Source organism: Mesorhizobium sp., assembly GCF_004963255.1.
In the GTDB taxonomy this organism is placed as follows: domain Bacteria; phylum Pseudomonadota; class Alphaproteobacteria; order Rhizobiales; family Rhizobiaceae; genus Mesorhizobium.
Window position 1 is genome coordinate 59,461 of sequence record NZ_SUGA01000009.1, and the last position, 21,106, is coordinate 80,566.

Consider the following 21,106-nt stretch of genomic DNA (forward strand, 5'->3'; position numbering starts at 1 on the left):
CTTTTTTTCAGACGATTCCGATCAAGGACACGGATTGCCGACGCGCTGGTGAATGGCGTCGACCGCCTTCTGCATCTCTTCCGTCCAGGTGACGTCGACCGAGGAGAGTGCCGTCTCGAGCTGCGCGATGGTGGTCGCACCGACGATGTTCGCCGTCACGAAGGGCCGGCTCGCCACATAGGCGTTGGCGAAGAGCGCCGGCTCCATGCCGAAGGAGCGCGCCAGCTCGTTGTATTGAAGCAGCACTTCCGCCGCATTCGGCGTCTCGTAACGCTGGCCGCGGTTGAAGAGCTGCGAGCGCGAGCCCTGCGGCCGCGCGCCATGGTCGTATTTGCCGGTCAGGTATCCCTGCGCCAGCGGCGAATAGGGAAGGAACGCGATCTCCTCGCGCTCGCAGACCTCGGCAAGGTTCACCTCGAAGGTGCGGTTGACGAGGTTGTAGGCATTCTGCAGCGAGGCGACGCGCGGACCCGTGCCCTTTTCGGCTTCGAAGACGAAGCGCATGACACCCCAGGAGCTTTCGTTCGAGAGACCGAGGTGACGGATCTTTCCGGCCTTCACCAGTTCGTCGAAGACGGCTAGCGTTTCGGCAACGGGCGTCTCGCCTCCCGGAGTGCCTGCCGCATCCGTGCGCCGCGCCACCGCTCCCACACGCGTCGGATTCGAGCCCCACGGAATGTCCCGATCCGGCCAGTGGATCTGGTAGAGGTCGATATAGTCGGTGCCGAGCTTGGCCAGCGACTTCTCGACCGCGTCGAAAATGTCGGCGCGCACCAGCTTTGAGGGACGATCGCCGCGGAACCAGGTGTTGGCCGTGCGGCCGACCACTTTCGAGGCAAGAATGACCTTGTCACGGTTGCGATTGGCCTTCATCCAGCTGCCGATGGTCTTCTCGGTCCGCCCTTGCGTCTCGGCCTTGGGCGGGATCGGGTAAAGCTCCGCCGTGTCGATGAAATTCACCCCGCGCGAGAAAGCCAGATCCATCTGCGCGTGGCCCTCCGCCTCGGTGTTCTGCTGCCCCCAGGTCATCGAACCGAGGCAGATTTGCGAAACAAGGAGGTCGGTCCGACCGAGGCGGCGTTTATGCATGGAGTTTCTCCGGCGGGAGTTTTGCGCGGGTAGCGCGGGGAGGAAATTCAAGCATAAAGCACAGGCTGGAGTTTCTCCAAGCCCGCAGTCTTCGACTTTTTTGCGTGAACTGCGCGGCTAGCGCCGCGCCCCGGCCAAGGCCCGTCGCTTCGCCTCGTCGATCAGCATGTTGGCCACCTGCATGCGGATCATGGCGCGCTGGCGCAGATGCGGCGCGACCCGGTCCGGGTGGTTGGCGAAAGCGAAATTGCGCCGGATGCGGCCGAAATCGGCATTCTTCGCCGGATGATCGAGGCCGAGCTCGCCGGCAATTGCTTCGGGATCGATCGACGGCAGCTCATCCTCGGGCCAATGCTCTTCGCCCGCAAGCGTTAGTTTCGCCTGGTCGAGAAGTGCCGCGAACTCCGCGGCAAGATCGGCGCCGGATTCGCGGTATTCGGCGGCGACGCTCTCACCGGCAACCTTGATGCGGCCGGAATGAAGCTCATCAGCAACGGACAGATAGTCGAACGGAATAGACGGCCGGGCGCCCTCTTCCTCGCCTTTCTCCGAGGCAACGATCAGGTCGTCGAGCAACGAAGCGAAATCGAGCTTGTTCCCGGTGCCGATCTCAGCCTCCCTCTCGTGACGGCATGCATTGATGCCATTTGAAGATAGGGCGCCCTCGTTAAAAATGACTTCTGGCGACGTTAACAATTGCAGGCATTTTGCCGGCCGGAGCCATCAAGAAAAAAGCCGGACCGCATTTTTATGCAGTCCGGCAAGGTCGCCAGGAGTGGCGAGGAAAAAGCCGGCCAAGTGCCGGCACCAACGCCTACGATTGAGCCTGCCGAAAAGTTTCGCGAAAAAAGCGATTGTGGCGGGAAAAATCTGATGCGGCATGGCAGCCATGCAATTGCTGCACTGCACAATTTCAACAAATCGCCTATACTTCGACGTTGGGAGGACCAATAGGGGCTATTGAGTCATGGGGTTCTTCACTGAAATGTTCGCTCGGCCACGGCCGCAAGAACACCAGCGTTACCGCGCGGCGCTCGCGCTTCTCAACGCGATGAGCAATGCCGACCGCGCCGATATCGGCATCAAGCCGGCGGACTTTCCGCGCATCGCGCGCGAAATGTCGGCCCGCTGAACAACGCCGAACCAAAGAGGTTTCCCGGGCTGCCGGGAAACCTTCAACCTGTTCAAAAGTCAGCGATTTCCGAGGAAAGTCTGCTTGCCGAGCGGCACGCCATTGTGGCGCAGGATGTCGTAGGCGGTCGTGACGTGGAAATAGAAATTCGGCATCGCGACATGCAGCAGGTACTGCAGGCCGGGCAGCGTGGTTTCGCGCCCGCCAAGCCTTAATTCGACCGTTCGGTCCTCCGAACCTTCCAGATCGGCCGCCGAGAACGACGCCAGATGATCGAGCGTCTTGGCGATTCGGGCCTGCAGCTCGGCAAAGCTCGCTTCATTGTCCTCATATTTCGGCACCTCCCGGCCGGCGAGCCGCGACGGCGCGCCCTTGGCATGGTCGGTGGAGATCTGGACCTGCCTGGCCAGCGCGAACATGTCCGGCGCCAGCCGCGCCGTGAGAAACACCTGCGGATCGATCTTGCGCTCGCCGGCATTCTGCTCCGCCGCCGTCAGCACGCTGGCCAGCGCCTTCAGCCGGGCGGAAAAGACGCCGACGGAAATATCGTACATGGAAATAGTCACGAGTAATCTCCCAAGGCGGCCCCAGCGCCGCGGGCCGTGACCTAACGCCTCCGGCCACGATTCTTCAAGCGTTCATGCCTCCACGTCACCGCGCCGCCGCAATCGCCATGGTAGTATTTTCGTTATCGAGCGGAGATTCCCGATGAGACATATCTTTCTCGCTGCGGCTGCCTTCCTGTCCCTGTCCAGCATCGGCCAGTCCGCATTAGCAGCCGACGCGCCCTATATCGACGACAGGTCCAGCGCCGACGCCGTCATCCGCTCGCTTTACAGCGCCATCAATCGCCATGAATTCGCCCGCGCCTGGGGTTATTTCGGCGATACAAAGCCAGCCAAGGATTTCAACGCTTTCGTGAAAGGCTATGACGGCACCGATACCGTCGACGTCAAGACCGGCGCTGTATCGGACGAAGGGGCGGCCGGCAGCATCTATTACAGCGTCCCGGTCGCCATCCAGGCCACCGACAAGAAGGGCGAGGCCAGGGTTTTCGCCGGCTGCTACACGGTCCGCCAGGTCAATGCGCAGATTCAGGAGCCGCCCTTCCAGCCGATCTTCATCGACAAGGGCGCGCTGAAGCCGTCGACTGAGGATTTCGACAGCGCCGTGCCGGCGAGCTGCGGCGACGGCCCGCCGCCGCCGAAGAAGGACGAAGCGCTGGAGCAGGCCAAGAAGGCGTTTCTCGCCACCTATGGCGGGCAGTGCGACAAACAGGATCCCGACGGCAAGCCGATCGGTGAGCCAGAGGTCCATTCGATCCACTACAAGGACAAGGACGCTCAAGCCGCCGACCCGGAGCGCGAGACGCGGCTGTTCCGCTTCTTCTGCTCGATGGCCGCCTACAACGAAACCGCGGTCTATTACGTCGCCGATGACGTCAACGGCGTGACCCAGTTGCAGTTCACCGAGCCGGATCTCGATATCCGCTACGAGAACAACAACAGCGAAGGCAAGGTCGAATCGATCCACATCATTGGTTTCAAGACCAGCGGCTGGGCGACCAACTCGGACTATGACGAGAACACGAAAACCATCACCACATCCGACAAATGGCGTGGTGTCGGCGATGCCTCGTCATCGGGGACCTATTTGTTCCGCAATGGCGATTTCTCGCTGGTCCAGTACGACGTCGATGCTTCCTATGACGGCGAGATGAATCCGCAGACGATCATCGACTACAACACGGCGCCTTGAGCCTCGACAGAATGGTCACGGCGCTTTCGTCAGCATCCAGTTCAGTGTGCCGCGCCAGTCCACCATGCGGATCGGCGTGCCATGTGTGCCGGTCTCGAACCGCACGAAGCGTGTCGGATAGGATTTTTTGGCCAGGATCGAGCGGAAGAAGGCTTCCTGTTTTTCCACCGGGAAGACCACGTCATGGCTGCCCTGGCCGAAGAACACCGGCACGCGGCGCTTGAAGGCAGGGCTGGTGAGAAAGCTGTCGTCCCACAGCGATCCGAGCAGCAGCAGCCCGTTGATGCGGCCGCCCGTATCCTTGCGCGCGGCGAGCTTCCAGCAGATCATGCCGCCCATGGAGCCGCAGGCGACGAATATCTTCGCGGCGGGCGATTGTTGGGCGTAGTGATCGATGAGCGCAGCGACCTGCGCCGCGCCCTTGTCGCCGAAATCGGGGAAATCCGGCGAAAGGTAGAGGCCGTTATTGGCGGCCATCAGATTCTTGATGCGGTTGAAGTTGCCGCCGAAAGTAAAATCGTCGACGCCTTGCTTGCGGCTGCCGCCCTGCCCATGCAGGTAGAGCACGATGATGGAAGCGCCTTCCGTCCTGCCGACCGCGACATGCCTGACATCACCGGCGTCGGTCTTCAACATCAGGTCCCGCTGCACCTTGCGCACACCGGGGTCGGTGTATTGCGCGCGAACACGCTTTTCCGGCACCTCGTCGCGCTGGTTGATATCGCGCATCTCATGATAGTCGAGCACCGTATAGGCGCCATTGTCGCCTGTGGACAGCGCCGCCGGATAAGCGAACAGGTCGTCCTTGAACGGTTTTAGCGATAGCGTCTGGCTATGCGCAGCCTGGACGGTAAAACCGGTTGCAACGAGCAGGGCGAGGAGGAAGCGGAAAAACATGCCGAGAGGCATGCGAAATTCGGCTTCGGTTTGTCAATCCTGCAGGACGCCGCCCGCCCCTTCCAGCGCCTCGCGCGTGTCGACATCGATCGATGCGCCCTGCCCGATCTCGACATCGATGACGTCGAGGCCTTCGGCTTCGACCAGGTGTCGCGCGCCGGTATCACCCTCGAGCTGCGCAACCGCCGCGAAAAGCGATCGCGGCAAAAGCACCGGGTTGCCGCGCTTGCCCTGATGCGAGGCGCGCACCACGGCGTGGCCGCCGGAGCGGCGGAACGCATCGATCAGGCTGTCGAGGTCCTTCGACGAAACGCCGGGCATGTCGCCGAGAACGATCATCGCGCCGGCCGCGTCGGGCGCGACCTTCGCAATGCCCGCCTTCAAGGACGAGGCCAGGCCGTCGGCGAAATCGGGATTGTCGGCGAGTTTCACCTCAAGGCCTCCAAGCGCTGAACGCACGCGTTCGCGCTGATGGCCGGTGACGACGATGGTGCTGGCGGCCTTCGAGCCCAGCGCGCGGGAAGCGGTTCGGCGCACCAGCGGCTCGCCGTCGAACAGTGCCAGAAGCTTGTTCGGCCCGCCCATGCGGCTCGAACGTCCAGCCGCCAGAAGCACGATATCGACTTTCAGCGCCGACCTTGCCGGCTGCTGCGGCGCCGGCTCGCGCGGCTGCGGCCTGGTCGGAATTTCCATCAGAAGCCCGCCGACGCCCATGCCGGCAATATCGCCCGCCGTCACATCGAGCCCGGCAATCAGGCGATCGAGCACCCAGTCGAAGCCGTTCTCCTTCGGGCTGCGCGCGCATCCGGGCGCGCCGACGACGCGCTTGCCGTCGAGCGTTCCGAGCACCAGCAGATTGCCGGGATCGACCGGCATGCCCGCGCGGATGACGGTGCCGCCGGCGCGTTCGATCGCAGCCGGCACGACATCGGCGAAATCGCTCATCGCTGAGGCGCCGAAGATCACCACCATGTCATTGTCGCGCGCCAGCTGGGTTGCGGCCGCGGCGACCGGGGCAATCTCATGCGGCGTGCGCCGCTCGGCCGTCAGCCGGCCGCCGGAGCGCGCCAGCCGCGCCTCGGTGACGCGCAGCGTCTTGTCGAGCACGCTCGGCTTAACGCCGGGAAGCATCGTCTGGATGACGCCGACAGTGATCGGGCGGTAGGCGTTGACGGCAAAGATCTCGCGGCCGGCGCAAATCCTCACCACGCTGGCCACCAGGCTTGCGGCGACGGCAAAGGGGATGATCTTCACCGTCGCGACCATCTGACCCTTCTCGACCGGCGCATGCTGCGCCAGCGTCGCGACGGTGATGGCCGGGTCCACTCCATTGATGGCATCGATCATCCCGGCATCGACGGTAAACACGCCCGAGGCGGCTGCGTGCAGGTTCACCCGCCCGGTCGCGGCCGGCCTGACCTCGATGTTTCGGTGGCTCATCGCGGCGGCGATCTTCGCGGCGGCCGCATCTTCGCCGAGATCGTTCCGGTCAAGAACCGCCGCGACGACTTCGCCGACACCTGCCGCCTTGAGCGCCGCGACATCCTCGCGGCTCAGCCGGTGCGCCTTGCGGAACCGCTTTTCCCCCGCGGCCGTCGCATGCGCCAGCACCGCCCCTTCCGCCTCGTCGATCGGAACCGGCCCGAATTTCACGCCACGGCGCCTTTTGCTTCCAGACCGCGCGAGCGGAAGGCGTGGATGGTCTGCGCGAGCACCGCAACGGCGATCTCGGCCGGACTGGCCGCCCCGATGTCGAGGCCGATCGGCGCGTGGATGCGGGCGATCTGGTCGGCGCCGGCGCCGAGCGCCAGCAGGCGCTCGACGCGCTTGGCGTGGGTCTTGCGGCTGCCAAGCGCGCCTACATAGAAGCAGCGGGCATCGAGCGCCGCCTTCAGCGCGAAATCGTCGATCTTCGGATCATGGGTGACTGCGGCGAGCGCCGTGTAACTGTCGAGCGGCGCGCGCTTCAGCACATCCTCCGGCCATTCGGCATGTAGCGCGACGTCGGGAAAGCGCTCGGGAGTGGCGAAGGCGGTGCGCGGGTCGATGATCTCGACCGGGTAGCCGGCGATCCTGGCCATCGGCGCCAGCGCCTGGCTGATATGCACCGCGCCGATCACCACGAGGCGCGGGCGCGGCAGATGGGCATTGAGGAAGAAGGTCCGCCCTTCCGCCTCCACCGACCGCGAATTGCCGGTACGAAACGCATTGGCGATTGCCGTCCCGAGATCGCCCGCGACATGGTCGCCCTCGCGCACGATGCGGTCGCGGCCGTCGCCGAGATCGGTGACGAGCACCGCGGCGCGGCGGGCGCGGCGTTCTTCGTTGAGGGTCTTTAGAATATACGGATCCACGGCGGTCAGCCCAGCCTTTCGACATAGACCTTGATGCGGCCGCCGCAGGACAGGCCCACCTGCCAAGCGGTTTCGTCGGCGACGCCGAACTCCAGCATCCTGGCCTTGCCCGAGCCTATGACGTCGATCGCCTCGGTCACCACGGCGCCCTCGACGCAGCCGCCGGAGACGGAGCCATGGAAATTCCCTTCAGCGTCGATGACCAGATGGCTGCCGACTGGACGCGGCGCCGAACCCCAGGTCTCGACCACGGTCGCGATGGCGACATCCTTGCCTTCCTTCATCCAGCCCTCCGCGATGATCAGCGGATCACGGGCCTCATCGAGATAAATGCTCTCATCCATCGTCGCTTCTCACAAAGTCTGTTTTCCCGCCGGGACAATCCCTGACAGAGCATATGGCTACGCGGCGTGCCTCCCGCCAGTTCGCAGCCAGCGGCGCGGATCGACCGAAGCCGCCGGCCGCCGGTCGAGAGAGGCGCAAAGGTCGGCCAGTGCGTCGAGATTGTGCACCGCCCGGAACTCGTCGACATAGGGCAGCATCGCCTTCACGCCACGGGCGCGCGCCTCGAAGCCGTCGAAGCGCAAAAGCGGATTGAGCCAGATCAGCCGCCGGCAGGATTTGTGCAGCCGCTCCATCTCCTGCGACAGGCCGGTGACGTCGTCACGCTCCAGCCCGTCGGTGATGAGAAGCACCACGGCGCCCTGCCCCAGCACGCGCCGTGACCACAGCCGGTTGAATTCGGCCAACGTATCGCCGATGCGGGTGCCGCCCGACCAGTCCTTCACCGCCACCGAGCATTCGGCAAGCGCCTCGTCCGGATCGCGATGGCGCATCTGCCGGGTCAAATTGGTCAGCCGCGTGCCGAAGACGAAGGCGTGCACGCGCCGGCGCTTCTCCGTCAGGGCATGCAGGAAATGGAGGAAGATGCGGGTATACTGGCTCATCGAGCCCGAAATGTCGGCCAGCACGACCAGCGGCGGATGCACTTCGCGCGCCGATCGGAATTTCGGCAGGATAAGCGCGCCGCCGGTGCGCGCCGCCGAGCGCATCATGGCGCGCGGATCGATGCGGCGTCCCTGCGCGTCAGCCCTGAAGCGCCGCGTGCGGACAAGGTCGAAGGGCAGGCGCAAGGCCATGATCGCCTTTTTGGCCTCGGCCATTTCGCGGGCGTCCATCTGTGCGAAATCCTTGCCGCGCAGCACTTCATTGCCGGAAAAGGTGAGCCGCGCATCGACCTCGATCTCCGGCACTTCCCGCACCGGCTGGCTCTTCTGATGGCCTTCGAACATCGCCTGGCTGACGCGGTTCTCCGCCGCCCGCGGCTTTTGCTTTTCGCTTGTGTCCAGGGCGACTGGCGAGAACATCGCCAGCAGCTTCTCGATCAGCTCGCGCGATTTCCAGAACAGGCGGAAGGCCTCGTCGAAGACCGGATGATCCTCGTGTCGCGAGACCAGCACCGCATGCAGCGTCCAGTAGAAATCGTCGCGCGAGCCGATGCCGGCGGCAAGCACCGCCTCGATGGCGTCCTTCACCGAGGCCGGCCCGACGCGCATGCCGGCCTTGCGCAAGGCGCGAGCGAAATAGACGATATTATCAGCGATGCGCCCATCGGCGCGCGCCTCTTTGGGTTCCGGACGCGGCGACGGCATCGCCCCTACTCCGCCGCCGAAAGCTCGGCCTTCACCTCATTGAGGATGCGCCGGCCCTCGCCCTCACCGATGCGGGCAATATCGTCCTGGTATTTCAAAAGCACGCCGATCGTGTCGGACACGGTCTCCGGGTCGAGCGCCACCTTGTCGAGCTCGGTGAGCGCGCCGGCCCAGTCGATGGTTTCGGCGACGCCTGGCGCCTTGAACAGCTCGACCTGGCGCAGCTTCTGGACAAAGGACACGACCTCCGCCGACAGCCGGCGGTTCGCCTGCGGCACCTTGCGGCGCACGATCTCCAGCTCGCGCTCGGCGTTCGGATAATCGACCCAGTGATAAAGGCAGCGCCGCTTCAGCGCGTCATGGATTTCGCGCGTGCGGTTGGTGGTGATGATGACGATCGGCGGCTCTTCCGCCTTGATCGTGCCAAGCTCGGGAACCGTAACCTGGAAGTCCGACAGGATCTCGAGCAGGAACGCCTCGAACGCTTCGTCGGTGCGGTCGAGCTCATCTATCAGGAACACCGGGGCCGCGCCGGCCTTGCCGGTCAGCGCGTCGAGCACCGGGCGGCGGATCAGGTATTTTTCGGAGAATACGTTGCGCTCCATATCGGAGCGCACGACCTTGCCGGCCGCCTCCTCCATGCGGATCTCGATCATCTGCGCGGCATAATTCCACTCATAGACGGCCGAGGAGACGTCGAGCCCCTCATAGCATTGCAGCCGGATCAGCCGGCGGCCGAGCGCGTCGGCCAGCACCTTGGCGATCTCGGTCTTGCCGACGCCCGCCTCACCTTCGAGGAACAAGGGCCGCTTCATGCGCAGTGAAAGAAACAGCACGGTCGCCAGCGAGCGGTCCGCGACATAGTCCGCAGCGGTCAAAAGATCGAGCGTTTCGTCGATCGATTTCGGCGCGGGGCGCGGCGCGGTCATCTTGTCTCCGTGGGTCCCGCTTGCACGTTTCAAAGAACGTGATAGTCGCGGTTATAGTAGATCAGCGGCCGCAAATTATCGCCGATGCGCAGGCCTGTCACCTTGCCAAAAAGCACACGGTGGGTGGCAAGATCCTTGGCGTCGATGATCTCGCAGTCGAACACGGCGAGGGCCCCTTTCAGCGTCGGCGCGCCGGTTGAGATCACATCCCACTCGGCAAGCGCAAAGCGTTCGTCCGCCGGCAACCCGGTGACACCGGAAAAGCCGACCGAGACGGCTTCCTGATCCGAGGCAAGCGTGTTGAGCGCGAACTTGCCGTTCTTGATGAAAGCCTCGTTCTTGGCGTTCTCGCGGTTGAGGCAAACCAGGACCGTCGGCGGCGTGTCCGAAACCGAACAGGCGGCGATCACCGTCGCGCCGCGTTTGCCGCCGGGCCCGTCCGTGGTCACCACATGCACATGGCCGGCAAAATGCGCCATCGCATCGCGATAGTGCTGCGGCCCGATATCATTGATCTTCAGCACGCGATAATCCACCTGTCGGAACAAGCTCGTTATATATGGCGGCATATTGCACGCCACAAGTTATCTATCATGGGCGAAGTGCTTGACCGCAATCCGCAAATTCGCGTGTTGCGCACCGCTTAGCCAGCCTTTAGGCATTTCCTGGAATAATGTCGGGACTGTATTCCCGGCATGGAGGATCTCTTAGCCCGAATGCGTCTTCTCACGACGACATCAGCCGTGCTGTTCTGGCTGTCGCTGGCCGCGAGCGCCGAGGCCGGGACGCTGATCGGCGTTGCGGCGCCGCTTTCCGGTCCGTCGGCGATCCTGGGCAAGCAGATTGAGAATGGTGCCGGCCTGGCGGCGGAGGCGAACGGCCTTGCGATCAAGACCGCAGACGATGCCTGCACTGCCGATGGCGGCGCCGCGGCGGCAAAGGAATTCGTCGACGCCAAGGTCGATATCGTGGTGGGCTTTCTCTGCACCGAGGCGATCGAGACGGCGCTGCCGATCCTGAAGGACGCCAACATTCCGGTCATCACGGTCGGCGTGCGCACCGAAAGCCTGACCGACCGACGCGCCAAGACCGGCTGGCCGGTCTACCGGCTGGGCCCGCGCGGCGACGATGAGCGCAACGCGGTCGCCACCGAGCTCACCCGGCTGTGGCGCGACGACCTCTTCGCCATAATCGATGACGGCACCATCTACGGCCGCGAGATGGCCGAGACTTTTCGCGCTGCGGCCGAGCAGGCTGCCTTGAAACCGGTCTTCACCGACACTTTCAGGCCGCAGCTCGACAACCAGATCGGGCTGGTCGGCCGGCTGAAGAAGGCCGGCGCGACAAAAGTGTTCGCCGGCGGCGATGGCGACGATGTCGCCATCATGGGCCGTGACGCCGCCCAGCTCGACGCAGGCATCACATTCGCCGGCGGCGAGAACCTGCGCACGCCGCCTGGCGATGTGCCTTACGCCGTCGGCACGCTGATGATCGCCACGCCGGAATGGTCGGAGGTCGCCGATCCCAAGGTGGTACAGGCCTTCGGCGCAAAAAACATCGTACCGGACGGCTACACACTGCCGTCCTATGCGGCGGTCGAGGTCGCCAAGGCCGCGCTGGCTAATGCGGAAAGCTCCGGCCAACCGCTCGGCGAAGCGCTGACCGGCCATGATTTCGCGACCGCGATCGGCACCATCCGCTTCGACGACAAGGGCGACCTCAGCCAGAACCCGTTCCGCGTCTTCCGCTCCGACGGCACGCATTTCGTACCGCTGGAGGGCAAGTGATGTTCCGCACCGGACCGCGCAATCTGATCACCGACGTTGCTGGTCTTCGCGTCGGCAATGCAGCCGACGCCGGGCTGAAATCCGGCGTCACGGTGGTGCTGTGCGACGAACCTGCCGTGGCTGGCGTCCAGGTGCTGGGCGGCGCGCCGGGCACGCGCGAGACCGACCTGCTGGAGCCGCAGAATTCGATCGCGACGATCCATGCCGTCGTCCTGTCCGGCGGCTCGGCCTTCGGGCTCGACGCCGCCTCAGGCGTACAGGCGGCGCTGCGCGAGAAGAACATCGGCGTCGAGGTCGGCGGCTTCCGCGTGCCGATCGTGCCGGCCGCGATCCTGTTCGACCTGCGCAATGGCGGCGATAAGGATTGGGGCCGTTATCCGCCCTATCGCGAGCTCGGCTATGAGGCCGTGCAGACGGCAATCGCCGATTTCGCCATCGGTACGGCCGGAGCCGGCACCGGCGCGTTGACCTCCGGGCTGAAGGGCGGTCTGGGCTCGGCTTCGACCTTGCTCGACAGCGGCGTCACCATCGGTGCGCTCGCCGCCGTCAACCCTACTGGCTCGGTGACGGTCGGCGGCAGCCGCCATTTCTGGGCGGCGCCCTTCGAGATCGGCGACGAGTTCGGCGGCCTGGGCTACCCCGATCCGCTGCCCGAAGACGCCAGGAAGATCCTGCTGAAATACCGCGACCGGCGTGTTGGCGGACATGGGGAAGCCGGCAGCACCACCATTGCCGTTATCGCCACCGACGCCGTGCTGACCAAGGCCGCGGCTAAGCGGCTGGCGATTTCGGCGCATGACGGCTTCGCCCGTGCCATCTGGCCGACCCATACGCCGGCTGACGGCGATCTGGTCTTCGCCCTGGCGACCGGCAGGAGCGGCATCGAGCTCGGCGCCGATGCCGCGATCGACCTGTTCGCGGCGGCTGGCGCGACCATGTCGCGCGCGATCAGCCGCGGCGTCCATGCCGCGACACCGGCCGAAGGCGATCTGTTTCCTGTCTGGTCGTCGCGCCGAAGCTAATCAGGTCGGATCAGATTTCTCTTCCTCGAAGGTGACGGCGACATCGGAATTCGCGGAAAGCCAGACCTTCTGGCCGTCGATCTCCGCGACCAGGGCGAGCGAAATATAATGATGATGGCCCTTGTGCGAGCCCATGCCGCTGTCGGCCTTGGTCAGCTTGATCCGGTCACCCTCGACCTTGTCGACGGTGCCGATATGGACGCCATCGGCGCCGATCACTTCCATATGTCCGCGTATCTTGCTGATGTCGGTGCTCATGCTGGTTCTCCGCTGGATTTGCCCTTTCGGATGCGAGACGGCCGACAATAACAAATGAACGCCGGATTGGATGCATCGCACGGCGCGTCTCGTTCACCATGGCGTGATAGGCATGATTCACCTTCACGCTGCTGACGGCGCTCCACCAGTTCCTCGCGCTTGGCGTTCGATTCTATTTTCCGCTGGGTTTTGCGGCACTTGTCGGGGTTAGCATCTGGTTTGCGCGGCAGCGGCGTTGAGCATTGGGCCCGCCTCTGTTAGGACGCGGCCGACGCTTCTCCCAGGCAGGACTGAAAACAGATGATCCCTCGCTATTCCCGGCCGGAAATGGTCGCCATCTGGTCGCCAGAAACCCGCTTCCGCATCTGGTTCGAGATCGAGGCGCATGCCTGCGATGCACTGGCGGAGCTGGGCGTCATCCCGAAGGAAGCGGCAAGGACCATCTGGGAAAAAGGCGGCGCGGCCAAGTTCGACGTCGCCAAGATCGACGAGATCGAGCGCGTCACCAAGCACGACGTCATCGCTTTCCTCACCCATCTCGCCGAATTCGTCGGACCGGATGCCCGCTTCATCCACCAGGGCATGACCTCGTCGGACGTGCTCGACACCTGCCTTGCGGTGCAGCTGACCCGCGCCAGCGACATCCTGCTCGCCGACATCGACGCCCTGCTCGCCGCGCTGAAGCGCCGCGCCTTCGAGCACAAGGACACTGTCACCATCGGCCGCAGCCACGGCATCCATGCCGAGCCGACCACCTTCGGCGTCAAGCTGGCGCAAGCCTATGCCGAATTCTCGCGCTCCCGCGAGCGGCTGGTGCACGCGCGGGAAGATATCGCGACATGTGCGATCTCCGGCGCGGTCGGCACCTTTGCCAACATCGAGCCTTATGTCGAAGAGCATGTGGCGGCAAAGCTCGGGCTGAAGCCTGAGCCGGTGTCGACCCAGGTCATCCCGCGCGACCGGCATGCCATGTTCTTTGCCACGCTTGGCGTCATCGCCTCGTCGGTCGAACGCCTCGCCGTCGAGATCCGCCATCTCCAGCGCACCGAGGTGCTGGAGGCGGAAGAGTATTTCTCGCCGGGCCAGAAGGGTTCGTCTGCCATGCCGCACAAGCGCAATCCGGTGCTGACCGAAAATCTCACCGGCCTCGCCCGCATGGTGCGGTCGATGGCGCTGCCGGCGATGGAGGATGTGGCGCTGTGGCATGAGCGCGACATTTCGCATTCCTCGGTCGAGCGCATGATCGGGCCGGACGCCACGGTGACGCTGGATTTCGCGCTGGCGCGCCTCACCAGCGTCGTCGACAGGCTGCTCGTCTATCCCGAGAACATGGAGAAGAACCTCAACAAGTTCCGCGGCCTGGTGCATTCGCAGCGTGTGCTGCTCGCGCTGACCCAGGCCGGCCTGTCACGCGAGGACGCCTATCGACTGGTGCAGCGCAATGCCATGAAGGTTTGGGAGCACGGCGCCGATTTCCTGGAGGAACTGCTGGCCGACAAGGACGTGACGGCAGCCCTCTCCGAAGCCGAGATCCGAGAGAAATTCGACCTCGGCTACCACACCAAGCACGTCGACACGATCTTCAAGCGGGTGTTTGGAGAGGCTTGAGGCGAGCAAGGCGTGCGTTAGCGCCAAGCTGGAGCACCCCTCATCCGTCTTGTCGCTTCGCGACAAGCCACCTTCTCCCACAAGGGGAGAAGGGGACTCCGGCGCCTACATTTCGGCAAAATCACCGACACCTGCGATTGCCAACGGCGCCGGCGAGTTCTTCCCTTCTCCCCTTGTGGGAGAAGGTGGATCGGCGCGCTAGCGCCGAGACGGATGAGGGGTGCTCCAGCTTGACCCTGCCGTCGCTCAAGCTTTGCCCGGGACCGTCCTGATCACGGTGCCCCACGGGTCTTCCCGCGAAGTCTCATCCTTCACATTGTCCGAGCGCATCTCCACCCAGGCGAGGCCCGAGCGGGACGGATCGCGACGGCCGGCGCCGGCGCTCTGCCAGGCATTGGCGCCGATATGATGGTGGTAATGGCCGGACGACAGGAACACCGCCTGGCTGCCATATTTGGCGACGGTGTCGAAGGCGAACTGGTCATGCCACCAGGCCTCGGCATCTTCCGGCCGGCCGACGCGCAGATGCACATGGCCGACAATGGTGTTTTCCGGCGCGCCCTGCCAGCCGGCATCGCCCGCCGGCACGCTGCCCACCACCGCCGGCAGGTTCAGCCGCTCGGTCGCCATGGCGACCTTGTCGCCGTTCCATTTCCAGTCCTGCGGACGGCGGTCGGCATAGATCTCGATGCCGTTGCCTTCCGGATCGGTCAGATAGAGCGCCTCGCTGACCAGATGGTCCGAGGCGCCTTCTATGCCGATGCGATTGGCGGCGGCGTGATTGATCCAGCGGCCGAGATCGGCGCGCGACGGCAAAAGGAAGGCCGTGTGGAAAAGGCCAGCGCTACGCGGATCGTCGGGCTTCGCCGAAGCATCCTGTTCAAGCACCAGCAATGGTCGGTTGGCGGCGCCAAGTGTGATCGCGCCATCGGCGCGGCTCAATTCCTGCAGGCCGACGACCGCGCGATAATAGGTGGCAAGGCTCTCGGCATCGCGCGCCTTCAACCCGACACGCGACACGCTGACCGGTGTGGTCGCGGCAAAAGGCAGTTCGCTCATCAAACTCTCCGTTCGGGCGGACCTAGGCATGGGATTTCCAGGCCGCCAGCTCTTGTTCCCCCTCCAAATCGTCGATTGCGATCGTTCACACAAGAGAGCAAGAATCGAACAAGTTGTTCACAATTGCGACATCAGTGATGTTGGCAACGGGGTTGCAGCCGGCAAAGCCGCTCGCTACATCCGCGCCATGAAAGTCAAAGACGCAGATATCCTGATCGTACCGGGCTACACCAATTCCGGCCCCGAGCACTGGCAGACCCGCTGGCAGTCGAAACTGTCGACGGCGCGGCGCGTCGAGCAGGCGGAATGGACCAAACCCGTGCGCGAGGACTGGACGGCGAGCGTGGCGAACGCCGTGAACGAGGCCGAGCGGCCGGTGGTGCTTGTCGCGCATTCGCTTGGCGTCGCGGCGGCGGTGCAGGCTATCCCGCAGTTCAAGAAGCCCGTCGCCGGCGCTTTCTTCGTCGCGCCGCCGGATGTCTCGAACCCGGAAATCAGGCCGAAACATCTGATGACCTTTGGCCCTTATTCGCGCGATCCGCTGCCCTTTCCGTCGATCGTCATCGCCAGCCGCAACGACCCGTTCTGCGCCTACGAGATCGCCGAGGACATTGCCGCCGCCTGGGGGTCGCTCTTCATTGACGCCGGCGAGGCCGGCCACCTCAACCAGGACGCCGGCTTCGGCCCGTGGCCGGAAGGTTCGATGACTTTCGCCAAGTTCTTGACGGAACTGAAGCAGCCCTAGAGCGTTTCACCGTTTCACGGAAACGGCGAACCGCTCTATCTCTTTGTTTTGACGCAATTCCTGACGGAAAACCGCTCACACTTTTCCTGGAATTGCTCTAAGGCCGACCTCAGGCGCCGATCGAATCCCGCATGCTCTTCAACAAGGTCTTCGCGCCAAGCGAGATCAGCGTGTGGTCCGAGCCCATGGCCAGAAGCCGGTAGCCCATCGACACGACGCGGCCGGCGATTGCCGGCTCGATGACGTAGATCGCCGCATGCTTTCCGACCTTGCGCGTCCGCTCGGCGATCGAAGCGACCGTCTCCATCATGCTTTCCAGCGTCGAATTGACAGTCGTTCCGTTCGACCAGGCGATCGAGAAATCCGACGGACCGACGAAGATGCCGTCAATGCCGGGCGTATCGAGGATGCCGTCGAGCGCCTCGAACGCCGCCCGTGTCTCGACCATCGCGAAGGCCATGGTGCGCTGGTTGGAGTCGCGCAGCCATTCGGCGTGGTCGCCCTTGCCGTGGCGCGGGAAGGCGTAGGTCGGCCCCCAGGAGCGCTCGCCCATGGGCGGATACTTCATCGCGGCGGCGAACTGCCTGGCGTCGGCCACAGAGTTCACCATCGGCGCGATCACCGCCTCGGCGCCGAAATCGAGCGCGCGGCTCGCCATGTCGAAGCGCCCGACCGGAATGCGCACCAGCGCCGGCTTATTGGCGGCCAGCACCGGCACCAGGCCGCGCAGCACGCTATCTTCATGATGGCCGCCATGCTGCATGTCGAGGGTGACGGCGTCGAAACCCTGCTTGGCGATGATTTCCACCGTCAGCGCGTCCGGCACCCCAGACCAGGCGGTGAACAGTGTTTCGTCGGCGGTCAGGCGGGATTTGAGCGACATCGGACTTTCCTTGGTGACAATCCGCAGTTTCAGCCGGAAACGACGGCAAAGGCAAAGAAAAACCGCCCGGTTTGGCCGGGCGGTCGATTGGTCCAGCTAGAGGCCGGCCTCAGGCATTCTTGATCTCCTCGATCGCCTGGGCCATCAACTCGTCCATGGTGCGGCGGATCTGATGGTCGGACTGGTTGACGCCGGCGGCATCGAAATCCTTGCGAATCTTGCGGAAGACGTCGTGGTCGCCCGCCTCCTCTATATCGGAGACCACCACTTCCTTGGCATAGGCTTCGGCATCGGCGCCGGATTTGCCCAGCTTCTCGGCGGCCCACAGGCCAAGCGCCTTGTTGCGCCGCGCCGCGGCCTTGAAGCGAAGTTCCTCGTCGAAGACGAATTTGCGCTCAAAGCCCTCTTCGCGGTCTTTCATGCTGCTCATGACGTCCCTCCGATCAATCCGATTCGCGTTCGCGGTGAATATGTGTGATGGGCAAGCACAAATCAAAAGGCCGCGACCCGGTCAATATACTTCGTCGCATGCTGCGCTGCGGCATTTCAGTCCCGAAAGCGGTTGATTCGCCGGATTTGGCGATTGAGCAAACCAGGCGATTGCGATAACACCGGCATTGAACACCGCCGTCGCCATACTAATTTAGGCAGACGGACAGGAACCGGTCACTTGCCGCCTGCCCGCAGACCCAGAGAAAAAATCAAATGAAAAATCGCCGCCGCATTTACGAAGGCAAGGCCAAGATCCTCTATGAGGGACCTGAGCCGGGCACGCTGATCCAGTTCTTCAAGGATGACGCCACCGCCTTCAACAAGAAGAAACATGAAGTGGTCGATGGCAAGGGCGTGCTCAACAACCGCATTTCCGAGCACATCTTCAACCACTTGAACCGCATGGGCATCCCGACCCACTTCATCCGCCGGCTCAACATGCGCGAGCAGTTGATCAAGGAAGTCGAGATCATCCCGCTCGAGGTCGTCGTGCGCAATGTCGCCGCCGGCTCGCTGTCCAAGCGCCTCGGCATCGAGGAAGGTACGGTGCTGCCGCGCTCGATCATCGAATTCTACTACAAGGCCGACGCGCTCGACGACCCGATGGTGTCGGAAGAGCACATCACCGCCTTCGGCTGGGCGAGCCCGCAGGAAATCGACGACATCATGGCCCTGGCCATCCGCGTCAACGACTTCCTCTCCGGCCTGTTCCTCGGCGTCGGCATCCAGCTCGTCGACTTCAAGATCGAATGCGGCCGCCTGTTCGAGGGCGACATGATGCGCATCGTCGTCGCAGACGAGATCTCGCCGGATTCCTGCCGCCTGTGGGACGTTGCCACCCAGGACAAGCTCGACAAGGACCGCTTCCGCCGCGACATGGGCGGCCTGGTCGAGGCGTATCAGGAAGTCGCCCGCCGTCTCGGCATCATCAACGAGAACGAGCCGCCGCGCCCGACGGGTCCGGTCCTCGTCGCCTCTTCCGATGCGCCCAAGGGCCTGAAGCACTGAATACCGACGGGCCTGCCGGGCAATGGCAGGTCCACCGCCTGATCCATCACTTAGGAGTATCGATGAAAGCCCGCATCACCGTGACCCTCAAGAACGGCGTCCTCGACCCGCAGGGCAAGGCGATCGAGCATGCCCTCTCCGGATTGGGCTTCGACGGCGTCGGCCAGGTTCGCCAGGGCAAGGTGTTCGACATCGAGCTCACCGGAACCGACAAGGCCAAGGCCGAAGCCGATCTCAAGGCCATGTGCGACAAGCTTCTGGCTAACACAGTGATTGAGAATTACGCGGTGGAGATCGCCTGACATGAAATCAGCTGTCGTCCTCCTGCCTGGCCTCAACCGCGACCGCGACATGATCGCGGCGCTGACCAAGATTTCCGGCCAGGCGCCGGCGACCGTCTGGCAGACCGACACCGAGATCCCCGATGTCGACCTGATCGCCATCCCCGGCGGTTTCTCCTTCGGTGACTATCTGCGCTGCGGCGCGATCGCGGCGCGCATGCCGGTGATGCGGGCGGTCGCCGAAAAGGCGGCCAAGGGCGTGCCCGTCATCGGCGTCTGCAACGGATTTCAGATCCTGGTCGAGGCGGGACTGCTGCCCGGCGCCCTGATGCGCAATGCGTCGCTGAAGTTCGTCTGCCGCCAGGTGAAGCTCGAGATCGCCAACGCCAACACTATGTTCACCCGGCACTACAAGCCGGGGCAGATCATCCGCTCGCCGGTGGCGCATCACGACGGCAACTACTTCGCCGATGCCGAGACGCTCGCCCGGCTCGAAGGCGAAGGTCAGGTGGTGTTCCGCTACGCCGAAGGCACCAATCCCAACGGCTCGATCAACGACATTGCCGGCATCGTCAACGACAAGGGCAACGTGCTTGGCCTGATGCCGCATCCCGAAAACCTGATCGAGGCGGCGCATGGCGGCAATGATGGACGCGCGCTGTTCGAAAGCGCGCTCGGTCTCGCGGCTTGATCCCTTAAGAATCCTATCGGAACGCGGGGGCGGACTGACCATGAGACCGACGATCGCTCGCCTTGCTTTCCTGGCCGCGGCCGGGATCGGCTTGGCTTCCTGCCAGTCCAGCCCTAAGACGACGCCGGTCCCCTCGGGCAAAAGCGCCTCGCTGCTTGCCATGGAACAGGTCGCCATCGCGGCGCATAAATGCTGGATCGCCAGCAAGGATCCGGCCTTCAAACCATACCAGATGGCCAATGAGCTCAATTCCTACAGCGGCACGCCGCGCTTCCTGCTGGTGCCCGCCAAGCATTATGGCGGCAAGCCGCTGCTGGTCGTGCAGGCGCAGGGCAATTCCAGTCGCGTCGACGTGTTCGGGCCGCTGATGAACGAGCCGCTCGGCGCCCGCATCGGCTCCGACATCGCCAGATGGCAGGCCGGAAACCCGTCCTGCGCGGCTGCCGCTTGAGGCCGCCATGGGCCGGTTCCTGCAGATCGCGGGACTGGTCATCGGGCTGATTGCGCTCGTCCTGCAAGCTGCGATCACCATTCCGGCGTCGATGGCGGCCGGGCGCAGCCTGCTAGGCTCGTTCGTCTTTCTTCTCAGCTTCTTCACCATCTTGACCAACATCGCGGCTGTGATGGTGCATGCTTCGCTGCTGTCACCCACCGGCTATGCCTGGTTTCCGGCCTTCGCGGGGCCGCGGACGCGAACCGGCGTGGCGGTGTCCATCACGCTGGTTTTCATCGTCTACGCGACCGTACTGGCAGGGCTTTGGCAACCGCAGGGCCTGTTCCTGCTTTGCGACATCCTGCTCCACTACGTTACGCCGTTTATCTTCGTGCTGTGGTGGCTCGTCGCGGGCGCCGACGGCAGCACCCGATGGCGCGATATCTCCTGGTGGATGATCTACCCGCTGGCCTATCTCGCCTACGCGCTGATCCGCGCACCGTTCGCCGGCGAAGTGCCGTACCCGTTCCTCGACGTCGCCAAGAACGGCGCGGCCAGCGTTGCCGTTTCGGCTGTGGGCGTCACGGCGCTGTTCGTCGGATTGAGCGTGCTTGCCGTGCTCATCGACCACGGCATCGGCCGGTTGCGGGGAAAACCCGCAACCCGCGTTCAATCAGGCCGCCGATAGGTTGTCATTCGACGACTGGGCGTCACTCCCAGAACGACCTGATGCCTTCGCGATGAGCGTCGCAGCGCGAGATGCCGATATCCTTGAGCTGCTCGTCAGTCATCTCCAACAGCGCAAGGCGGCCACGCCGACGCTCCAGCATGCGGTTGATCTGCCTGGCGAGAGAACGGAGCACCACCAGCACACGACCGACGAAGCCGCGCTGGGCCAGTGGCTCGGCCTGCGCGCCAAAAGCCGGGGGAGCGTAGCGAATTGTCTCAATTGTATCCATTGTCGTGCTGCCTTGTCTCGATTGTACCTTTCCAATCGCGGGCCCGATATGAATTGACTCATCGCGCGG

The 21,106-nt window shown here is 64.0% G+C and carries 26 protein-coding genes; 11 read left to right on the plus strand and 15 right to left on the minus strand.

What is annotated here, in order from left to right; translation table 11 throughout:
* Positions 1-21: 21 nt before the first annotated feature.
* Complete coding sequence (locus E5X34_RS12625; protein WP_292564810.1) at positions 22-1,089, minus strand: aldo/keto reductase; 1,068 nt, start codon at positions 1,087-1,089, stop codon at positions 22-24.
* 117 nt (positions 1,090-1,206) lie between these two features.
* A complete protein-coding gene (locus E5X34_RS12630; RefSeq protein ID WP_292564813.1) occupies positions 1,207-1,665 on the minus strand; it encodes a hypothetical protein in 459 nt (152 codons plus the stop codon).
* Between the two features lie 391 nt (positions 1,666-2,056).
* On the opposite strand from E5X34_RS12630, the gene E5X34_RS12635 reads away from it, so the two are divergent.
* Positions 2,057-2,221: a DUF1127 domain-containing protein gene (locus E5X34_RS12635; RefSeq protein ID WP_095818565.1), complete on the plus strand. Its 165-nt coding sequence runs from the start codon at positions 2,057-2,059 to the stop codon at positions 2,219-2,221.
* A gap of 59 nt (positions 2,222-2,280) precedes the next feature.
* Here the strand turns inward: E5X34_RS12635 and E5X34_RS12640 are convergent, their stop codons facing one another.
* Positions 2,281-2,787 carry a DUF1993 family protein gene (locus E5X34_RS12640; RefSeq protein ID WP_292564817.1) on the minus strand — a complete coding sequence of 169 codons (507 nt, stop codon included), beginning with the start codon at positions 2,785-2,787 and terminating at the stop codon, positions 2,281-2,283.
* Positions 2,788-2,929: 142 nt separating this feature from the next.
* On the opposite strand from E5X34_RS12640, the gene E5X34_RS12645 reads away from it, so the two are divergent.
* A complete protein-coding gene (locus tag E5X34_RS12645) occupies positions 2,930-3,979 on the plus strand; it encodes a DUF1176 domain-containing protein (protein WP_292564820.1) in 1,050 nt (349 codons plus the stop codon).
* 15 nt (positions 3,980-3,994) lie between these two features.
* Here the strand turns inward: E5X34_RS12645 and E5X34_RS12650 are convergent, their stop codons facing one another.
* From E5X34_RS12650 to E5X34_RS12680, 7 genes are read right to left on the minus strand one after another with little or no spacing between them, the layout of a single operon-like run.
* A complete protein-coding gene (locus tag E5X34_RS12650) occupies positions 3,995-4,876 on the minus strand; it encodes an alpha/beta fold hydrolase (protein WP_292565230.1) in 882 nt (293 codons plus the stop codon).
* Between the two features lie 33 nt (positions 4,877-4,909).
* Positions 4,910-6,529: a molybdopterin-binding/glycosyltransferase family 2 protein gene (locus E5X34_RS12655; protein ID WP_292564823.1), complete on the minus strand. Its 1,620-nt coding sequence runs from the start codon at positions 6,527-6,529 to the stop codon at positions 4,910-4,912.
* Positions 6,526-7,230, minus strand: coding sequence for an XdhC family protein (locus E5X34_RS12660; protein WP_292564826.1), 705 nt, complete (start codon positions 7,228-7,230; stop codon positions 6,526-6,528). The genes E5X34_RS12655 and E5X34_RS12660 overlap by 4 nt, the downstream gene beginning before the upstream one ends.
* Positions 7,231-7,235: 5 nt before the next feature.
* Positions 7,236-7,574: an XdhC family protein gene (locus E5X34_RS12665; protein WP_127226125.1), complete on the minus strand. Its 339-nt coding sequence runs from the start codon at positions 7,572-7,574 to the stop codon at positions 7,236-7,238.
* Positions 7,575-7,631: 57 nt separating this feature from the next.
* Positions 7,632-8,882 carry a VWA domain-containing protein gene (locus E5X34_RS12670; RefSeq protein ID WP_292564831.1) on the minus strand — a complete coding sequence of 417 codons (1,251 nt, stop codon included), beginning with the start codon at positions 8,880-8,882 and terminating at the stop codon, positions 7,632-7,634.
* 5 nt (positions 8,883-8,887) lie between these two features.
* The gene (locus tag E5X34_RS12675) at positions 8,888-9,811 is read right to left on the minus strand and encodes a MoxR family ATPase (RefSeq protein WP_126060608.1); all 924 of its coding nucleotides are present in this window, start codon (positions 9,809-9,811) and stop codon (positions 8,888-8,890) included.
* A gap of 29 nt (positions 9,812-9,840) precedes the next feature.
* A complete protein-coding gene (locus tag E5X34_RS12680; RefSeq protein ID WP_292564834.1) occupies positions 9,841-10,335 on the minus strand; it encodes a flavin reductase in 495 nt (164 codons plus the stop codon).
* Positions 10,336-10,527: 192 nt separating this feature from the next.
* On the opposite strand from E5X34_RS12680, the gene E5X34_RS12685 reads away from it, so the two are divergent.
* Together E5X34_RS12685 and E5X34_RS12690 are read left to right on the plus strand one after the other, a co-directional pair.
* Positions 10,528-11,598, plus strand: coding sequence for a branched-chain amino acid ABC transporter substrate-binding protein (locus E5X34_RS12685; RefSeq protein ID WP_292564837.1), 1,071 nt, complete (start codon positions 10,528-10,530; stop codon positions 11,596-11,598).
* Complete coding sequence (locus E5X34_RS12690; RefSeq protein ID WP_292564839.1) at positions 11,598-12,620, plus strand: P1 family peptidase; 1,023 nt, start codon at positions 11,598-11,600, stop codon at positions 12,618-12,620. The genes E5X34_RS12685 and E5X34_RS12690 overlap by 1 nt, the downstream gene beginning before the upstream one ends.
* Here the strand turns inward: E5X34_RS12690 and E5X34_RS12695 are convergent, their stop codons facing one another.
* The gene (locus E5X34_RS12695) at positions 12,621-12,878 is read right to left on the minus strand and encodes a DUF2171 domain-containing protein (RefSeq protein ID WP_040982323.1); all 258 of its coding nucleotides are present in this window, start codon (positions 12,876-12,878) and stop codon (positions 12,621-12,623) included.
* Positions 12,879-13,178: 300 nt separating this feature from the next.
* Here E5X34_RS12695 and purB point away from each other — a divergent pair, with 300 nt between their 5' ends.
* Positions 13,179-14,486, plus strand: coding sequence for an adenylosuccinate lyase (purB, locus tag E5X34_RS12700; RefSeq protein WP_292564843.1), 1,308 nt, complete (start codon positions 13,179-13,181; stop codon positions 14,484-14,486).
* A 246-nt stretch (positions 14,487-14,732) separates the two neighbouring features.
* Here the strand turns inward: purB and E5X34_RS12705 are convergent, their stop codons facing one another.
* Complete coding sequence (locus E5X34_RS12705; RefSeq protein ID WP_292564846.1) at positions 14,733-15,545, minus strand: VOC family protein; 813 nt, start codon at positions 15,543-15,545, stop codon at positions 14,733-14,735.
* A gap of 187 nt (positions 15,546-15,732) precedes the next feature.
* Between E5X34_RS12705 and E5X34_RS12710 the strand changes: the two genes are divergently transcribed.
* On the plus strand, positions 15,733-16,290 hold the full coding sequence (locus tag E5X34_RS12710) for an alpha/beta hydrolase (RefSeq protein ID WP_127863762.1): 558 nt from the start codon (positions 15,733-15,735) through the stop codon (positions 16,288-16,290).
* Between the two features lie 109 nt (positions 16,291-16,399).
* Here the strand turns inward: E5X34_RS12710 and E5X34_RS12715 are convergent, their stop codons facing one another.
* Together E5X34_RS12715 and E5X34_RS12720 are read right to left on the minus strand one after the other, a co-directional pair.
* Positions 16,400-17,173 carry an HpcH/HpaI aldolase/citrate lyase family protein gene (locus E5X34_RS12715; protein WP_292564850.1) on the minus strand — a complete coding sequence of 258 codons (774 nt, stop codon included), beginning with the start codon at positions 17,171-17,173 and terminating at the stop codon, positions 16,400-16,402.
* 109 nt (positions 17,174-17,282) lie between these two features.
* Positions 17,283-17,603, minus strand: a complete 321-nt coding sequence (locus E5X34_RS12720; RefSeq protein ID WP_095818554.1) for a DUF1476 domain-containing protein — start codon at positions 17,601-17,603, stop codon at positions 17,283-17,285.
* A 275-nt stretch (positions 17,604-17,878) separates the two neighbouring features.
* On the opposite strand from E5X34_RS12720, the gene purC reads away from it, so the two are divergent.
* The 5 genes from purC to E5X34_RS12745 all read left to right on the plus strand — a co-directional run bounded on the left by purC (position 17,879) and on the right by E5X34_RS12745 (position 20,766).
* The gene (purC, locus tag E5X34_RS12725) at positions 17,879-18,673 is read left to right on the plus strand and encodes a phosphoribosylaminoimidazolesuccinocarboxamide synthase (protein ID WP_042644540.1); all 795 of its coding nucleotides are present in this window, start codon (positions 17,879-17,881) and stop codon (positions 18,671-18,673) included.
* Positions 18,674-18,735: 62 nt separating this feature from the next.
* Positions 18,736-18,975, plus strand: a complete 240-nt coding sequence (gene purS, locus E5X34_RS12730; protein WP_040995386.1) for a phosphoribosylformylglycinamidine synthase subunit PurS — start codon at positions 18,736-18,738, stop codon at positions 18,973-18,975.
* Between the two features lies 1 nt (position 18,976).
* Positions 18,977-19,645: a phosphoribosylformylglycinamidine synthase subunit PurQ gene (purQ, locus tag E5X34_RS12735; protein ID WP_127253302.1), complete on the plus strand. Its 669-nt coding sequence runs from the start codon at positions 18,977-18,979 to the stop codon at positions 19,643-19,645.
* 40 nt (positions 19,646-19,685) lie between these two features.
* The gene (locus tag E5X34_RS12740) at positions 19,686-20,096 is read left to right on the plus strand and encodes a hypothetical protein (protein ID WP_292564853.1); all 411 of its coding nucleotides are present in this window, start codon (positions 19,686-19,688) and stop codon (positions 20,094-20,096) included.
* 7 nt (positions 20,097-20,103) lie between these two features.
* Entirely contained in the window at positions 20,104-20,766 is a 663-nt protein-coding gene (locus E5X34_RS12745; protein WP_292564857.1) for a Pr6Pr family membrane protein, read from the plus strand.
* A 22-nt stretch (positions 20,767-20,788) separates the two neighbouring features.
* Here E5X34_RS12745 and E5X34_RS12750 read toward each other — a convergent pair whose 3' ends face one another.
* The gene (locus E5X34_RS12750; RefSeq protein WP_292565233.1) at positions 20,789-21,037 is read right to left on the minus strand and encodes a DUF1127 domain-containing protein; all 249 of its coding nucleotides are present in this window, start codon (positions 21,035-21,037) and stop codon (positions 20,789-20,791) included.
* Positions 21,038-21,106 lie beyond the last annotated feature (69 nt).

Bases quoted from the DNA above. Each gene is read 5' to 3' on its own strand.
- E5X34_RS12675 (WP_126060608.1), bottom strand. From the start codon at position 9,811: ATGACCGCGCCGCGCCCCGCGCCGAAATCGATCGACGAAACGCTCGAT.
- purQ (WP_127253302.1), top strand. From the start codon at position 18,977: ATGAAATCAGCTGTCGTCCTCCTGCCTGGCCTCAACCGCGACCGCGAC.
- E5X34_RS12710 (WP_127863762.1), top strand. From the start codon at position 15,733: ATGAAAGTCAAAGACGCAGATATCCTGATCGTACCGGGCTACACCAAT.
- E5X34_RS12685 (WP_292564837.1), top strand. From the start codon at position 10,528: ATGCGTCTTCTCACGACGACATCAGCCGTGCTGTTCTGGCTGTCGCTG.
- E5X34_RS12715 (WP_292564850.1), bottom strand. From the start codon at position 17,173: ATGTCGCTCAAATCCCGCCTGACCGCCGACGAAACACTGTTCACCGCC.
- E5X34_RS12705 (WP_292564846.1), bottom strand. From the start codon at position 15,545: ATGAGCGAACTGCCTTTTGCCGCGACCACACCGGTCAGCGTGTCGCGT.
- purC (WP_042644540.1), top strand. From the start codon at position 17,879: ATGAAAAATCGCCGCCGCATTTACGAAGGCAAGGCCAAGATCCTCTAT.
- E5X34_RS12745 (WP_292564857.1), top strand. From the start codon at position 20,104: ATGGGCCGGTTCCTGCAGATCGCGGGACTGGTCATCGGGCTGATTGCG.
- E5X34_RS12635 (WP_095818565.1), top strand. From the start codon at position 2,057: ATGGGGTTCTTCACTGAAATGTTCGCTCGGCCACGGCCGCAAGAACAC.
- E5X34_RS12720 (WP_095818554.1), bottom strand. From the start codon at position 17,603: ATGAGCAGCATGAAAGACCGCGAAGAGGGCTTTGAGCGCAAATTCGTC.
- E5X34_RS12665 (WP_127226125.1), bottom strand. From the start codon at position 7,574: ATGGATGAGAGCATTTATCTCGATGAGGCCCGTGATCCGCTGATCATC.
- E5X34_RS12690 (WP_292564839.1), top strand. From the start codon at position 11,598: ATGTTCCGCACCGGACCGCGCAATCTGATCACCGACGTTGCTGGTCTT.
- purS (WP_040995386.1), top strand. From the start codon at position 18,736: ATGAAAGCCCGCATCACCGTGACCCTCAAGAACGGCGTCCTCGACCCG.
- E5X34_RS12740 (WP_292564853.1), top strand. From the start codon at position 19,686: ATGAGACCGACGATCGCTCGCCTTGCTTTCCTGGCCGCGGCCGGGATC.
- E5X34_RS12650 (WP_292565230.1), bottom strand. From the start codon at position 4,876: ATGTTTTTCCGCTTCCTCCTCGCCCTGCTCGTTGCAACCGGTTTTACC.
- purB (WP_292564843.1), top strand. From the start codon at position 13,179: ATGATCCCTCGCTATTCCCGGCCGGAAATGGTCGCCATCTGGTCGCCA.
- E5X34_RS12750 (WP_292565233.1), bottom strand. From the start codon at position 21,037: ATGGATACAATTGAGACAATTCGCTACGCTCCCCCGGCTTTTGGCGCG.
- E5X34_RS12695 (WP_040982323.1), bottom strand. From the start codon at position 12,878: ATGAGCACCGACATCAGCAAGATACGCGGACATATGGAAGTGATCGGC.
- E5X34_RS12625 (WP_292564810.1), bottom strand. From the start codon at position 1,089: ATGCATAAACGCCGCCTCGGTCGGACCGACCTCCTTGTTTCGCAAATC.
- E5X34_RS12670 (WP_292564831.1), bottom strand. From the start codon at position 8,882: ATGCCGTCGCCGCGTCCGGAACCCAAAGAGGCGCGCGCCGATGGGCGC.
- E5X34_RS12645 (WP_292564820.1), top strand. From the start codon at position 2,930: ATGAGACATATCTTTCTCGCTGCGGCTGCCTTCCTGTCCCTGTCCAGC.